General features: G+C 74.6%; 14 protein-coding genes. 4 read left to right on the plus strand and 10 right to left on the minus strand.

What is annotated here, in order from left to right; genetic code table 11:
- Nucleotides 1-198 precede the first annotated feature (198 nt).
- The gene (locus GNZ18_RS35460) at nt 199-1,260 is read left to right on the plus strand and encodes a DMT family transporter (protein WP_156221019.1); all 1,062 of its coding nucleotides are present in this window, start codon (nt 199-201) and stop codon (nt 1,258-1,260) included.
- Nucleotides 1,261-1,395: 135 nt separating this feature from the next.
- Nucleotides 1,396-2,298: a DUF5954 family protein gene (locus GNZ18_RS35465; RefSeq protein WP_156221020.1), complete on the plus strand. Its 903-nt coding sequence runs from the start codon at nt 1,396-1,398 to the stop codon at nt 2,296-2,298.
- A 94-nt stretch (nt 2,299-2,392) separates the two neighbouring features.
- Here the strand turns inward: GNZ18_RS35465 and thiI are convergent, their stop codons facing one another.
- The 5 genes from thiI to GNZ18_RS35490 all read right to left on the minus strand — a co-directional run bounded on the left by thiI (nt 2,393) and on the right by GNZ18_RS35490 (nt 7,598).
- A complete protein-coding gene (thiI, locus tag GNZ18_RS35470; protein WP_156221021.1) occupies nt 2,393-3,622 on the minus strand; it encodes a tRNA uracil 4-sulfurtransferase ThiI in 1,230 nt (409 codons plus the stop codon).
- Between the two features lie 162 nt (nt 3,623-3,784).
- Nucleotides 3,785-4,810: a 6-phosphofructokinase gene (locus GNZ18_RS35475; RefSeq protein WP_156221022.1), complete on the minus strand. Its 1,026-nt coding sequence runs from the start codon at nt 4,808-4,810 to the stop codon at nt 3,785-3,787.
- 134 nt (nt 4,811-4,944) lie between these two features.
- Nucleotides 4,945-5,586 (minus strand): response regulator, encoded by a 642-nt coding sequence (locus GNZ18_RS35480; RefSeq protein WP_156221102.1) that lies wholly within the window; start codon nt 5,584-5,586, stop codon nt 4,945-4,947.
- Nucleotides 5,587-5,619: 33 nt separating this feature from the next.
- Nucleotides 5,620-6,840 carry a MacS family sensor histidine kinase gene (macS, locus tag GNZ18_RS35485; RefSeq protein WP_312874924.1) on the minus strand — a complete coding sequence of 407 codons (1,221 nt, stop codon included), beginning with the start codon at nt 6,838-6,840 and terminating at the stop codon, nt 5,620-5,622.
- 26 nt (nt 6,841-6,866) lie between these two features.
- Entirely contained in the window at nt 6,867-7,598 is a 732-nt protein-coding gene (locus tag GNZ18_RS35490; RefSeq protein ID WP_156221023.1) for a lysophospholipid acyltransferase family protein, read from the minus strand.
- A gap of 377 nt (nt 7,599-7,975) precedes the next feature.
- Here GNZ18_RS35490 and GNZ18_RS35495 point away from each other — a divergent pair, with 377 nt between their 5' ends.
- Nucleotides 7,976-8,785, plus strand: coding sequence for a hypothetical protein (locus GNZ18_RS35495; RefSeq protein WP_312874925.1), 810 nt, complete (start codon nt 7,976-7,978; stop codon nt 8,783-8,785).
- Here the strand turns inward: GNZ18_RS35495 and GNZ18_RS35500 are convergent.
- From GNZ18_RS35500 to GNZ18_RS35520, 5 genes are all read right to left on the minus strand, one after another.
- Nucleotides 8,782-9,507, minus strand: coding sequence for an endonuclease/exonuclease/phosphatase family protein (locus tag GNZ18_RS35500; protein ID WP_312874926.1), 726 nt, complete (start codon nt 9,505-9,507; stop codon nt 8,782-8,784). The genes GNZ18_RS35495 and GNZ18_RS35500 overlap by 4 nt on opposite strands.
- A complete protein-coding gene (locus tag GNZ18_RS35505) occupies nt 9,504-10,472 on the minus strand; it encodes an ROK family glucokinase (protein WP_156221024.1) in 969 nt (322 codons plus the stop codon). Before GNZ18_RS35505 ends, GNZ18_RS35500 begins: the two co-directional genes overlap by 4 nt.
- Before the next feature lie 381 nt (nt 10,473-10,853).
- A complete protein-coding gene (locus tag GNZ18_RS35510) occupies nt 10,854-11,288 on the minus strand; it encodes an SRPBCC family protein (RefSeq protein ID WP_156221025.1) in 435 nt (144 codons plus the stop codon).
- Nucleotides 11,289-11,328: 40 nt separating this feature from the next.
- Nucleotides 11,329-12,096, minus strand: a complete 768-nt coding sequence (locus tag GNZ18_RS35515; RefSeq protein ID WP_156221026.1) for a metallophosphoesterase family protein — start codon at nt 12,094-12,096, stop codon at nt 11,329-11,331.
- Between the two features lie 51 nt (nt 12,097-12,147).
- A complete protein-coding gene (locus tag GNZ18_RS35520; protein WP_156221027.1) occupies nt 12,148-12,849 on the minus strand; it encodes a copper homeostasis protein CutC in 702 nt (233 codons plus the stop codon).
- 273 nt (nt 12,850-13,122) lie between these two features.
- Here GNZ18_RS35520 and GNZ18_RS35525 point away from each other — a divergent pair, with 273 nt between their 5' ends.
- Complete coding sequence (locus GNZ18_RS35525; RefSeq protein WP_312874927.1) at nt 13,123-14,913, plus strand: AMP-dependent synthetase/ligase; 1,791 nt, start codon at nt 13,123-13,125, stop codon at nt 14,911-14,913.
- Nucleotides 14,914-14,915: the final 2 nt, after the last annotated feature.

A 14,915-nucleotide genomic window follows, 5' to 3' on the forward strand; every position in this document is an offset into this window, starting at 1 on the left:
CGCCACGTCTGGCCTGGTAGCCTCGGCGGCATGGCGTACTGGACCTCCAACCTCGGGCCACCCCGCTCCTGACGGGGCGCGGCGACACGACCTCCCTGAGACCTGCCGCGGCCCGGCGCTGACCTGCGCCGGGCTGGCATCCTCCTGCGCCCCGGATCCGGATCATCCCCTCCCGATTCGAGCCCAGGAGCATCTCCCGTGGCAGTGCGCACGTTCAGGCCGAACACCTCCAAGCAGGGCACCTCCAAGCAGGGCACCTCCAAGCAGGGCACCTCCAAGCAGGGCACCTCCAAGCAGGGCACCTCCAAGCAGGGCACCTCCAAGCAGGGCACCTCCAAGCAGGGCACCTCCAAGCAGGGCACGTCCCCCGGGCCCGCGTCCCGGCGGCGGCTGCCGGGCGGCAGCGCCGACATCCTCGCCGCCGCGTCCCTGTGGGGGACGACCGGCACCGTCGCGACGTTCGCGGACGGCGCGTCCAGCGTCTCGCTCGGCGCGGCCCGCATCGTCATCGGCGGGACCGTGCTGGTCGCCCTCGCCGCGCTCACCCGCGCCGCCGGGCTGCGGCGGCTGCTCGCCGCCCGCCGCTCGTGGCCGCCGCTCGCAGTCGGCGCGGCGGCGATCGCCGTGTACCAGACGGCGTTCTTCGTGGCGGTCGCCCGCACCGGCGTCGCGGCCGGGACCGTCGTCACGATCGGCAGCGCGCCCGCCTTCACCGGCCTGATCGGCCTGGTGGTCCACCGGAGCGCGCCGTCGCGGCGCTGGGCGCTCGCGACGGCGGGCGCGGTCGGCGGCTGCGCGGCGCTGATCGGCGGCGGCCGGGACGCCGGGATCGAGCCGGTCGGCATCGCGCTGGCGCTGGTGGCCGGGCTCGCCTACGCCGCGTACGCGACGGCGGCGTCCGCGCTGATCTCCCGGGGCGAGGACGACCGGGCCGTCGCGGCGGCGCTGTTCGGGGCGGCGGGCGCCGTGCTGCTGCCCGTCCTGCTCGTGGGGCCGGCCGGCTGGCTGCTCACCGGGCCGGGCGCGCTCACCGCGCTCTACCTGGGCGCGGTCACCACCGGCGGCGGGTACGTGCTGTTCACCCGCGGCCTGCGCACCACCCCCGCGACCACGGCGACGACGCTGACGCTCGCCGAGCCGGCCGTGGCGGCGGTGCTCGGCACGGCCGTCCTCGGCGAGAGCCTCGGCGCGGTCGCCCTCGGCGGGCTCGCGCTGCTGGCGGCGAGCCTGGTCGTCCTGGTCCTGCCCGCGCGGCGGTAGCGAGGGGCCCCGGCGGGCCCGCGCGGGCCCGCCGGGGCATCGCGTACGGGGACGGGGGAGACGGGACAGACTCCGCAGTAACAAATTGGTCTGAACCACTCGCCAGAACCGATCTCGGCGGGGATGATATCCGGCATGACTACGGGCGATGGGGACGCCGGAGGGCGACTTTTCCCGGACAATCTGGACGGCGTCGATCCGGTCGCCGCGGTGATGCTCGCGGACGCCTGCCGCTCCATCGCGGCCTATCCCGAACTCGTCGTCGTCGGCGCGCTGTTCACCGCCGCCGAGCACGTCCCCGGCGGCTGGCAGATCCTCTGCCCCTGCGACCCGCTCCCCCAGGGCGCCCGGGAGCTGCTCGCCGACCACCTCGACGACGGCGCGGCCCTCGCCGAGGGCGCGTCCGCGCGGGAGCTGCGGGAGGCCGCCGACCTGCTGCGCGACTCCCCCGCCGACGACGTGGCGGCCGACGGGCGGCGGTTCCGCGTCGTCCGGATCGAGCAGCTCGTCCGCACCGGCCCCGACGGCCCCGAGCCGCCGCGCCCCACCGACCTCGACCCGCACCCGGCCGACCGGCGCGCCGTCCCGCCCCGCCCCTACGACCTGCTGCCCGAGGACCGGGCCGCCTCCGACCTCACCACCGCCGAACTGCTGTGCCAGGTGCTGGACGCGGCGGCCGCGACGGGCAACGAGCCGTCCGGCGCGTTCCTCACCCCGATCGCCCTCGCGCCCGCGTTCACGGTCGCCGAGCGGCTCGGCGGCCGCTGGCGCCCGATCGGCCGGCTGCACGACACCCCGCGCCAGGCCCGCGCCGCGCTCGTGACCTACTTCCGGCACGTGATCCCGGCCGTGGAGCAGCCCACCCCGGCCGCGTTCGCCGAGTACACCGAGGCCGCCGACCTGATGGAGGACGAGCCGCGCCGCAACGGCGTGCAGGCCGCGGGCCGCCGGTTCCGGATCGTCCGCATCGAGCGGATCACCCTGATCGGCCCGGACGGCCCCGAACCGCCCCGCCCCGACGACTTCGACACCTGTTGACCTGTCCTGGCCCGAAGTGCTCGCCCGGCGTCCCTCCGCGGAATTCCCGGCAAGGCTCGCCTGACGGCCGAGGTCCTTGCCGGAGGGCGGGCTGTCAGGCTGTCGTGTCCCCGTAGACCGGGCGGTGCTCCTGGACGGAGGCGGCGAGCTGGTCGGCCAGCTCGCCCACGTCCAGGCGCTTCTCGATTTGGCGGAGGTCGTCGATCTTGGCCTTGGTCTCGGCGCGGCGGGGAGCCAGCATCGTGCAGCAGTCCTCGTCGGGCAGCTCGGAGATCGTCAGCGTCCGGATGCGGCGCGCCTGGTCCATGATCTCGACCTTGTCCATGCCGACGAGGGGGCGCAGGATCGGCAGCTCGACCGCGTCGTCCAGCGCGGTGATGTTGGTGAGGGTCTGGCTGGACACCTGGCCGAGCGCGTCACCGGTGATCAGCGCGGAGCCGCGCAGCCGGCGGGCCAGGACCTCGCCGGTGCGCAGCATCAGCCGGCGCTGCGCGATCACCGCGAGCCGGTCGGCGCCCGAGGACTTGATCTGCTGCTGGGCCTTGCCGAACGGGACGACGAACAGCCGGGAGCCGCCCTGGAACTTGTCCAGCTCGCGGACCAGCGCGTACGCCTTGTAGATCGACTCGGGGCCGGTGAAGGGCATGCCGGAGAAGTGCAGGTAGTCGACGCGCAGGCCGCGGCGCATCATCCGGTACGCGGCGACGGGCGAGTCGATGCCGCCCGACATCAGCACCAGCGCGCGGCCGCTCATGCCGACGGGCAGGCCGCCCTGGCCGGGGAGGCCGCCGGAGAACACGAACACCTCGTCGCGGTCGACCTCGATCGACAGGGTGTGCTCGGGGGCCTTCAGCCGGACGGGCTGCCCGTACCGGTCGGCGACGAGGCCGCCGATGTGCCGGTCGAGCTCGGTGGAGGTCATCGGGAACCGCTTGTCGCGGCGCCGGGACCGGACGGCGAACGCGCCGATCCGGCCGTCCATCAGCTCCAGGGCGGCGCGCTCGACGCTGGCGAGGTCCTTGCCGACCCGCCAGGCGCGGTGCGCCCACACGATGCCCATGACGTCGGTGATGCGCTGGGCGAGCCGGTCGACGGTGGCGGTGTCGGCGTCCTTGGTGCGGACGATGAACACCCCGTGCCGCCTGATCACGTCCACCCGGGCGATCGGGCGGCACGCCATCCGGACGTTGTCGGCGAGGCGCCGCTCGAACAGCTCGCGGTTCTTGCCCTTCAGCACGACCTCGCCCAGCTTCAGCAGCACGCACGGCTCGCCGTCGACCGGCGCCTCCCGGACGGCGGCGGGCGCGGTGTCGAGCGTGGTCATGCGTGATCCTCCTGGCGAGGGCCGGAACAGGCCGGACGGTACTGGGGGCGGGCCTCTCTAGTGTGGCCCACAGTCGGCAACGCCGCGACCGCGTGAACCTGTTCCCGGAGGCGGACCGGCCGGCCGGGGTCGCCCCGGCCGGCCGTCAGGTGGGGCGCCGCGTCAGCCGAAGAAGACCTCGGACTCGGAGTAGCGCTCCAGCGGGACGGTCTTCAGCTCCTTGGTCGCGTCGGCCAGGGCGACGCGGACGATGTCCGTGCCCTGGAGCGACACCATCTTCCCGTAGTCGCCGTCGCGGACGGCGTCGATCGCCTGGAGGCCGAAGCGGGTGGCGAGCACGCGGTCGAACGCGGTCGGGGTGCCGCCGCGCTGGATGTGCCCGAGCACGGTGGCGCGGGCCTCCTTGCCGGTGCGCTTCTCGATCTCGTCGGCGAGGGCCTGGCCGATGCCGCCGAGCCGGACGTGCCCGAACGCGTCGCGCTCGCCGGTCTGGAGCTCCATCTGCCCGTCGATCGGGTGGGCGCCCTCGGACACCACGATGATCGGCGCGAAGCGGGTCTTGAACCGGCTCTCGACGTACTCGCAGACCTTGTCGATGTCGAAGGGCCGCTCGGGGATGAGGATGACGTTGGCGCCCGCCGCCATCCCGACGTGCAGCGCGATCCAGCCCGCGTGCCGCCCCATGACCTCGCAGATCAGCGCGCGGTGGTGGCTCTCGGCGGTGGTGTGCAGCCGGTCGACCGCCTCCATGCCGATGTTGACGGCGGTGTCGAAGCCGAAGGTGTAGTCGGTGGCGTTCAGGTCGTTGTCGATCGTCTTCGGCACTCCGACGACGTCGACCCCGTTCGCGTGCAGCTCGCGCGCGACGCCGAGGGTGTCCTCGCCGCCGATGGCGATCAGCGCGTCCACGCCGAGCCCGGCGAGGTTGTCCTTGATCCGCTCGACGCCGCCCTCGACCTTGACGGGGTTGGTCCGCGACGAGCCGAGGATCGTTCCGCCGCGCGGCAGGATCCCTCGGACGGCCTGCACGTCCAGGGCCACGGTGTCGCCCTCCAGCGGGCCGCGCCAGCCCGCCCGGAAGCCCACGAACTCATAGCCGTAGACCTGGACCCCCTTGCGCACGACAGCGCGGATCACCGCGTTCAGGCCGGGGCAGTCCCCGCCGCCGGTCAGCACTCCGACGCGCATGCCCTCTCCCTCTCCCGCCACCGGGATCCTCCCTCGTCCACGTGGTCAGACTAGCCGTCCGCACACGGCCCCTCGGGGCATTCGCCGGTGCCCCCGGCGCGCCGCCATTGGTCTAGACCATAGCCGTCCGGCCCCTACTCCGCCTCCTGATCGAGCCCCTTTTCTATGGCGTAGCGGACGAGCTCGACGCGGTTGTGCAACTGGAGCTTTCCAAGGGTGTTCTGCACGTGGTTCTGGACGGTCCGGTGGGAAAGGACGAGCCGCTGCGCGATCTGCTTGTACGTCAGCCCCTTGGCGACCAGGCGCAGCACCTCGGTCTCGCGGTCGGTGAGGCGGGGCGCGCCGTCGTCCGCGCGGGCGGGGGCCGCCGCGAGCCGCCGGTACTCGCCGAGGACGAGCCCGGCCAGGCCCGGGGTGAAGACCGCGTCGCCCTCCGCCGTCCGCCGGACGGCGTCCAGGAACTCCTCGCGCGCGGCGGACTTCAGCAGGTAGCCGGTGGCGCCCGCCTTGACCGCCTCCAGGACGTCCTGCTGCTCGCCGCTGGCCGAGAGCACCAGCACGCGGACGGGCGGGTCGGCGGCGACCAGGTGCCTGGTCACCTCGACGCCGCTGATGTCGGGAAGCTGGAGGTCGACGACCGCGACCACCGGGCGCGCCGCCGCCGCGACGCGCACCGCCGTGCGGCCGTCGCCCGCCGTCGCGGCCACCTCGTACCCGGCCTCGGCCAGGTCGCGGGCGACCGACTCGCGCCACATCGGATGGTCGTCCACGACCATGACCCTGAGGGGAACCTCGCTCACCCCCTCACCCTACGGCCGGACGCGCCCCGCGGCCTCCGCTCCCGGAACCGTCATCTCGATCTCGGTCCCCTCGCCCGGGGCCGAGACGATCGACACCGTCCCGCCGAGGTCGCGGACGCGGCCCCGGATCGACTGCGCGACGCCCAGGCGCCCGTCGGCGGCGGCGAGCGCGAGCCGGTCGGGCGGCATGCCGGGGCCGTCGTCGCGGACGCTGACCGTCACCGCGCCCGCGCCGTCGTCCTCCAGCAGCACCCAGGCGCGGGCGGAGCCGCCGCAGTGCCGCCGGACGTTGTCCAGCGCCGCCGCCACCGCCGCCGCGACCTCGCCCGCCGCGTGCTCGGGCAGCCGCACCGCGGTCGCCGGGGCCGACACGGTCACCGAGGGGGACGCGTGGGCCGCCAGCAGGGGGCGCAGGTCGACGAGCCGCCCGTGCCCGTCCGCTCCGCGCCGCCCGTCCACGGCGGCGTCCACCACCGCCTCGACGGACGGCGCGGTGCCGATCATGGCGCGCAGCGCCGCCTCCTGCTCCCCCGCGAGCCGACCCAGCTCGGCCGCCTCGCCGCCGAGCTCCCCGCCGCGCCGCTGCACCATCGCGAGCACCTGGAGCACCGAGTCGTGGATGCGGCGGGCCAGGCGCTCGCGCTCCCGGGTCGCCGACTCCATCTCCACCGCCCGCGCCAGCCGCGCCTCGGCCTCCAGCGCCAGCCGGACGACGTGCCCGACGACCAGGCCCGCGAGGAACAGCAGCACGATCGCGTTGAAGGTGGTGCGGCTCATCCCGCCGCTCGTCCGCGCGAGGGCGTGCACCAGCAGGTTCGCGGCCGACAGCACGGCCGCCGCGGTGATCCCCACGCGCCGCCCGCCCGCCACCGCCCACGCCAGCAGCGCCGCCGCGACCCACGACACCGGCAGCGTCGGACGCCCGTCCGCGATGTTGTCGGGCCGCTCCACCCACGCGGTCGCGACCACGCAGCAGGCCGCGACCGCGAGGTCGGCGATCAGCAGCGGCCAGCCCCGGCGCCGCCGGCCGCCGTAGGCCGGCACGGTGTAGGCCGTCCAGGCGGTCATCACGGCGAGGACGGCCCAGCCGCCCCACGGGTGCGCGTAGCCGTCGTAGTTCATCACGATCACCACGGCCGCGTAGCCGAGCGCCGCGACCCGGTACACCGCGACCGCGCGCCACAGCGCGACCTCCAGGCCCTGCCCGCCGCCGACGCCGGTGCCGGTCACCCCGCCCCCTCCTTCGCCCGAGGCCCTCAGCCGCCTCCGAAGCCGCCGTCGTCCTCGGCGTCCCGGGCCGGGCCCCCGGCCAGCTCCGCCTTGACGTCGGCCGCGTAGCGGTCCACGTACTCCTGGCCCGACAGGTCCCGGATCGCCTGCATGATCTCGTCGGTGATCTCCCGCAGCACGTCGTGGTCGTCCTCGCGGCCGTAGTGCCGGGAGAAGTCCAGCGGCGCGCCGAACCGCACCCCGGGCCTGATCCCGAACCTCGGGAACCGCCGTCCCGGCGGCATCAGCTCGAAGGTGTTGATCATCGCCATCGGGACCACCGGCGCCCGGGACTTCAGCGCCAGCCGCGCGACGCCCGTCTTGCCCCGGTAGAGGCGGTTGTCGGGTGCCCGGGTCCCCTCGGGGTAGATGCCGAGCAGCTTGCCCTCCGACAGGATCCGCAGGCCCGTCCGCAGCGCCGCCTCGGCCGAGGAGCCGCCCGTCCGGTCCACCGGCACGACGCCCACCCCGGTGAAGAACGCCCTGCTGACCAGGCCCTTGATCCCGCGGCCGGTGAAATACTCGCCCTTGCCGATGAAGAAGATGGGGCGCAGCAGCGGCAGCGGCCCGAAGAAGTGGTCGGCGAACGAGAGGTGGTTGCTGACCAGCAGCGCGGGGCCCCGCTTCGGGACGTTCCGCATACCCCGGTTCCGCGGCCACCACCCGGCGTACATGATGGGTGTGAGAACGATCCTCAGCAGGATCCAGAACCAGAGCATGCCGACACCTTCCTCCGACCGCGCGAGCCCGCGGGCGCAAGGTTAAGTCCCCGAGGGGAGATGATGGGACATCCTCGCATCCCGGCCGGTGGGCGCCCACACGTCGAACGCCGCCGCGACCAGCCCCAGGAGCCGCACCCGGAACGGCGCGGCGAACAGGCCCCGTCCGTCCGCGCGGGCGCGGGTGGCCGCGACATGAACGTAGGCTCTGTACGAAATCTCAATCGGGTGTGCCCCGGGGGCTTGTCCCGGGCGGCGCAGCGAATACCGTGGGACTCACGTTTCGGGGTGTCCGTGGGTGCCACCGCGTACCGCCGGGCACATGACCATCGGGGAGCGGAGGCCGTCATGCCGGTGCAGTCGAAGGAGCCGGCTCCGTGAACCGCCGCGGCAACGGACTGTCGGCGGACACCTACGCCCCCCTGGTCGACCTCGCCCCCCACCTCGCCGACGCCATGCTCGCCGCGCTCGGGGAGGCGGGCGTCGCCGCCTACGCCGCGTCGCCGTCCGGGCTCGCCGACCTGCCCGACCTCGCGGGCGAGCCCGCGTCCGGCGACGTCCTCGACCGGCTCTACGTGGACGTCGAGATGAAGCCCGCCGCCGAGGGCATCCTGCGCGCCCACCTCGCCCGCCTGCGCGACGCCTCCGTGCGCGGCTCCGAGCCCGAGACCGACCTCGCCGACCGCGACGCCGACACCCCCGCCCCGACCCCCGCCTCCCCGCCCGAGGGCGACACCGCCGAGCGCGACGAGGACGCGATCTGGGCCGAGATCGTCGCCGGCTTCGACACCGCCCCCGAGGGCGACGAGAACCCCTGGCCCGACCAGGAGAACATCGACGAGCCCTCCGCGCCGCCCGCCGAGGGCGAGGACCGCACCGGCCGGCTGCCCCGCGCCCGCGTGATCGACACCGACGACCCGCCCGAGTTCCCCCCGGACGACGACGATGAGGGCCACTACGTCCCCCCGCCGCCGCCCCCGCTCCCGACCGCCGACCCCCTCACCAAGGGCGCCTGGATCGCGCTCATCGGCGGCCCCGTCTACCTGCTGATCACCGTCATCCTCGACTGGGAGGTGCCCGGCTGGGCCGCCTTCCTCGCGGTCGCCGCGTTCATCGGCGGCTTCGTCACCCTCGTCCTGCGGATGGGCGACGAGCCCCGCGACCCCGACGACGGGGCCGTCGTCTAGGAGCCCGCCGGGAGGCGCAGGTCGGCGCGTAGCGGGCGGTGGTCGGTGGCGCGCTCGTGGTCGCCGTCCGGGTCCGGCGGGACGCCGCACGCGAGGACCTCCACCGGCGGGTCGGCGAAGACCGCGTCGATGCGCCGCCGGGGGTCGCGGGCGGAGAAGGTCGGCTCGCCGCCGTCCGGGGCGACGGCGTGGGCGTCCTGGAAGGTCCCGGTGAACATCGTCCAGGACGGGCCGCCCGGCTCCTCGTTGATGTCGCCCGCCAGCACGACGGGCGCGCCGTAGCGGTCGCGGGCGCGTTCCAGGTGGCCGAGGACCTCCCTCGTGTGCCGCAGGCGCGGCGCGTCCATCAGGTCCAGGTGGGTGGACGCGGCGACGAGCCGCGCGCCGCCGACCTCCACGACGGCGATCGCGAGCCCGCGCCGGTGCAGCCCCGGGACGGGGCTGAGCAGGTGGAACTCGCGCCCCACCCGCCGGACGCCCGGCGCCGCCAGCACGGCCAGCCCGCACGCGCGGCGCCCGGCGGCGATCTCCATCCGGCAGGCGCGGGCCAGCCTGCGGCGCTTGACCCGCCAGTCCCAGAAGCGCGGGACCTCCTGGAGGAGCAGCAGATCCGGGCCGATCCCGCGGACGACCCGCGCCACGGCGGCCGGGTCGTCGCGCAGCGACCGGACGTTGTAGCTCAGGACGCGGACGCCGGAGCCGCGGGCGGGGGCGCCCGTCACACGACCGCGTCCTCGCGGGTGCGGGCGCGGGCCAGGTCGGCGGCGCCGACGATCCCGGCGGCGCTGCCGAGTTCGGCGATGCGGATGTCGGACACCGGGCGGTGGCCCCGCCCCGTCAGAGCGTTCCCGTACGCGGCGCGGATGGGGTCGAGGAGCAGGTCCCCGGCGTCCGAGAGGCCGCCGCCGATGATGAACGCGCCCGGGTCGAGGATGGCGCTGAGGTCGGCGAGGCCCTGGCCCGCCCAGTGCGCGACGGTGCGGAAGCACTCCAGCGCCGCCTTGTCGCCCTCGCGGGCCGCCTGGGTGACCTCGGGGCCGCTGATCCCGTCGGGCCTGCCGTCGCCTAGCTCCAGCAGCCGCCCCGCCATCGCGGGGGCGACCCGGGCGAGGTCGCGGGCCTCGTGGACGAGGGCGTTCCCGCTGGCGTACTGCTCCCAGCAGCCGCGGTTGCCGCAGCCGCAGCGCCGCCCGTCCGGGACGACGCGGAAGTGGCCCATCTCGGCGCCGATGCCGAACTGCCCCCGGTACAGCTCGCCGTTGATGATGATGCCGCCGCCGATGCCGGTGCCGAGCGCCACGAGCACGATGAAGTTCTCGCCGCGCCCCGCGCCGAACCTCGCCTCGCCCCAGGCGGTGGCGTTGCCGTCGTTCTCGACCACGACCGGGAGCCCGACCAGGCTCTCGACCTTCTCCTTGATCGGCTCGTCGCGCCAGGCCAGGTTCGGGGCGAACAGCACGGTGGAGCGGGTCTCGTCGACGAACCCGGCGGTGCCGAGCCCGACCGCCGAGACGCCCTCGAACTTGCCCTTCAGCAGGTCGACGACCTCGGCGATGGCGTCGGCGGTCTCCTTGGGGTTCGTCGAGGGGGTCGGCCGGCGGACCTTCTCCAGGATCCTCCCCCGGTCGTCGACGACCCCGGCGGCCACCTTCGTGCCGCCCACATCCACGCCGATGGTCAGGGCCATGTAACGCTTCCTCCTCCTCACGCGTCCCGGCAGGGGCGCGTACCGCGCTGGCGGATGTCGGTGGGATCGCCGGCGGTGGCCGGCGACCACGCGTCCTCCCGCTGCGGGCGGCCGCTCCCCTCGGGACGCGACGGGCCCGACCGATCGGACGTACCCGCCCAGAAGCCCCCTGACCCCTCCCCGCCGCGGCCGCGGCGGTCCCCAGCGCGGCCGAGCGCAGTCGCCCGGCGGATCGGGCGGTACCGGCATTCCGTGCCGGCACGCTGGACGTCCTCGGCGGTCGCCCGGCCCCGCACACCACCCGGCTGATCGGTCATGACCACATTTTCCATCCGTTGTCGGCGTGAAACGGTATCGCCCCCGCGACAGGGAACGAACCACTCAGCTCTCAACGTGTCGCTTGAGCCCCTTGAGAGCGGAGTCGATGATCCGCTTCTCGCCCTTGCGCTTCACCATCCCGAGCATGGGAACCCGCACGTCCACGGCCAGCTCGTAGGTCACCTCGGTGCCGCCGCCCGCCTCGGTGAGGGTGTAGGAGCCGTGCAGGCCGGTGACGACGTTGCCCTTCTCCACGAGGTCCCAGGTGACGCGGTCGTCGCCGGCCCAGGTGTAGGCCAGCCCGACCGTGTCGCTGAACGGCCCGCCGTCGAAGGTGAGCCGGGCCCGCTCGGCCCGCCCGTCGCCGCCCGTCTCCTGGACGGTGAACTCCCGGATGCCGCTGGCCCAGCGCGGATAGCTCCCGAGATCGGCGATCACCGCCATGATCTCGGCCTTCGCCGCCTTCACGTTGATCGACGAACTCGTGCGGTCGGCCATGCGCGCTTCCCTCCGGACGGGGTCCTCACAGGAAGTATCTTCACACCGTCAGCACGTAGGGCACCCCGCTGGCCCTGAAGTGCCCCACGTTCACGCATTCGGTGCGTCCGAGGCGGACGCGGCGCGCGAGCGGCTGGTGGACGTGCCCGAACAGCACGTACTTCGGCTGGGTCCGGTGGATCGCCTCCAGGATCGCCTCGCTGCCCCGCTCGAACCGGCGCGCGACCGTGTCGTAGAGGAGTTCGGGGACGGCGGGCGGGATGTGGCAGCACAGCACGTCCACGGCCCCGACCGCCTCGACCTTGGCGGCGTAGGCGTCCTCGTCCAGCTCGTAGGGGGTGCGGTACTCGGTGCGCAGGCCGCCGCCGACGAACCCGAACCGCAGCCCGCCGAGTTCGGCGGTCTCGCCGTCCAGGACGCGGTGCCCGTCCCGCAGGTGCGGCGCCCACAGGTGCGGGACGTCGACGTTCCCGTAGGTGAGGTAGGCGGGGGCGGGCATGGCCGCGAACAGCTCGGCGTACTGGCGGTCCACGGCGCGCTCGATGTGCGGCCAGGGCTCGCCGTCGAGCCGGGTCCACAGCGTCCGGGAGAACTCCCGCGCCTCGTCGAAGCGCCGCTGGTCGCGCAGCGCGATGAAGCGGCTCGCGGCCTCCGGGCCGAACAGGTCGGCGAAGATCCCGCGGCCGTGGTCGGAGTAGTCGACGAACAGGATCAGGTCGCCCAGGCAGAGGAGGGCGTCGGCGCCGTCGGCCGCGCTCCTCAGCGCGTCCGCGCGGCCGTGGACGTCGCTCACCACGTGGATCCTCATGAACCGACTCTAATCGGCCGAGAGGCGGCCAGAACGCCGCCCGCGCGCCGCTCAGGCGCCGTCGGCGGCGGCGGAGACCAGCGAGCGCCACTCGGCGACGAGCGCGGCGTCGACCGTGGCGTCCCAGGCCCCGTCGGGGCGGACGGCGCCGCCCACGTGGAACGCGCTGACGCCGGCGGCGGCGAGGACGGCGACGTGCCTGCGCCGCAGCCCGCCGCCGGCGAGGATCATGCTCGCGGAGTCGCCGTCCCGCTGGGCGCGGCGGGCGAGGACGTCGACGCCCGCGTCCACGCCGCGCGCCGAGCCCGCGGTGAGGACGGTGTCGAGCCCGCCGCCGAGGCCCCGGACGACCTCCCACGCCTGCGCGGGGTCGGCGGCGTTGTCGAGGGCGCGGTGGAACGTCCACGGCAGCGGGGCGGTGACGGCGGCGAGCTTGTCGATCGCGGCGGTGTCGACCTGGCCGAGCGGGTCGAGGAAGCCGAGCACGAAGCCGTCCACGCCCGACCCGGCCAGGCGCGCGGCGGCGTCCCGGAGCCGGTCGAGTTCGGCGCCGGTCGTGCGGAACCCGGCGTTGGCGCGCAGCATCACCCGCATCGGCAGCGACGTCGCCCGGCGCATCGCCTCGACGACGTCGGGATCGGGGGTGAGCCCGCCCGCGGCCATGTCGGCGGCGACCTCGATCCGGTCGGCGCCGCCGTCCTGCGCGGCGCGCGCGTCGTCGGCGGTCAGCGCGATCACCTCAAGCAGCGACATGGCGATCCCCCGAGTCCCAGGTGTCCGGCGACACCAAGGGTAGGCCACGGCACGGCGCCCGCCACGGGTGGCCGGGCGGTCTTTGCCGTGCCGTTAGCAGCCGCCTCCGGCGGGCGTTCGAAAGCCTCCGCGATGCCGCGCACGCCCTGGTTGGCGGCGTTTTGCTGGCGGTCTGTTACCTACCCGTGGGTATCATCGGCTGCGGAGGAGCCGGAGACGACTCCCCCGCCGTCCCGCCAAGCCACAACAGACGACCGACAACAGGAGTGGGCCGTGCGCGAGTTCAGCGTCCCCGCGATGGTGGAGGTCCCCGACTCCGCCAATCTGACCGACGCGCCCTTCACCCGCGCCGCGCGGGAACCCGGCGTGATCGTGTTGCGCAGACGGGGCGGCGGGGCGTGGCGCTCGGTCACCGCGGCCGAGTTCGCGGAGGAGGTCGCGGGCGTGGCCCGTGGCCTGATCGCCGCCGGGATCGAGCCCGGCGACCGGGTCGGGCTGCTGTCGCGGACCCGCTACGAGTGGACGCTGCTGGACTACGCGATCTGGGCGGCGGGCGCGGTCTCGGTGCCGGTCTACGAGACGTCCTCCGCCGAGCAGATCGAGTGGATCGCCGGCGACTCCGGTCTCAGGGCGGTGTTCGCCGAGACGGCCGCGCACGAGGCCGCGATCGAGGAGGTCCGGGGCTCGCTCCCGGACCTCGCGCACGTCTGGGGCATCGACGCGGGCGGCGTCGCCGAGGTCGTCCGGCTCGGCAAGGAGGTCGCGCGGGACGTGGTGGAGGAGCGCCGCGCCTCCCGCGACACCGCCGACACCGCGACGCTCATCTACACCTCGGGCACCACCGGGCGCCCCAAGGGCTGCGAGATCACCCACGGGAACCTGCTGCGGACGGCCCGCAACGCCGTCCAGGGCGCGATCTCCGAGATCACCGTGGACGGCAGCTCGACACTGCTGTTCCTGCCGCTCGCGCACGTGTTCGCGCGGATGATCGAGGTGGCGTGCGTCGAGGCCGGGGTCGTGTTCGGGCACAGCGACGTCCCGAACCTGCTGCCCGACCTCGCGACGTTCCGCCCGACGTTCCTGCTCGCCGTCCCCCGCGTGTTCGAGAAGGTCTACAACGGCGCCGAGCAGAAGGCCGCCGCCGAGGGCAAGGGCAGGATCTTCAAGGCGGCGGCCGAGACGGCGGTCGCCTACAGCCGCGCGCTGGACTCCGGCCGCCCCGGCCTCGGGCTGGCGGTCCGGCACAAGGTCTTCGACGTGCTGGTCTACAAGAAGCTGCGCGCGGCGATCGGCGGGCGGGTCGAGTACGCGGTGTCGGGCGGCGCCGCGCTGGGCGAGCGGCTCGGGCACTTCTTCCGCGGCGTCGGCATCACGATCCTGGAGGGCTACGGGCTCACCGAGACGACCGCGCCGGTCAGCGTCAACCGGCCGACCAAGATCAGGATGGGCACGGTCGGCCCGCCGATCCCGGGCGTGGACGTCCGCCTCGCCGAGGACGGGGAGGTCCTCGTCCGGGGCGTCAACATCCTGAGCGGCTACTGGAACAACGAGGCCGCCACCAAGGAGGCCCTGGACGACGGCTGGTTCCACACCGGCGACCTCGGCTCCCTGGACGGCGACGGCTTCCTGAGCATCACCGGCCGCAAGAAGGAGATCCTGGTCACCGCGGCGGGCAAGAACGTGGCGCCCGCGCCGCTGGAGGACCGGATCCGCGCGCACCCCCTGGTCAGCCAGTGCCTGGTCGTCGGCGACGGCCGCAGGTTCGTCGGCGCGCTGATCACGCTGGACGACGAGGCGCTGGGCCCGTGGAAGGAGCGGCACGGCAAGCCCGGGGGCGCCACGGTGGACGAGCTGCGCCGCGACCCCGACCTCGTCGCCGAGATCGACGCCGCCGTCGCCGCCGCGAACCGGGCGGTCAGCCACGCCGAGGCCGTCAAGAAGTACGCCGTGCTCGGCGTGGACTTCACCGAGGAGGCCGGGCACATGACGCCCAGCCTCAAGGTCAAGCGCAGTGTGGTGCTGCGCGACTTCGCCGCCGAGATCGACGCGCTCTACGACTCCTGACC

Origin of the sequence: Actinomadura litoris, from assembly GCF_009733595.1 — a bacterium.
In the GTDB taxonomy this organism is placed as follows: Bacteria; Actinomycetota; Actinomycetes; order Streptosporangiales; family Streptosporangiaceae; genus Spirillospora; species Spirillospora litoris.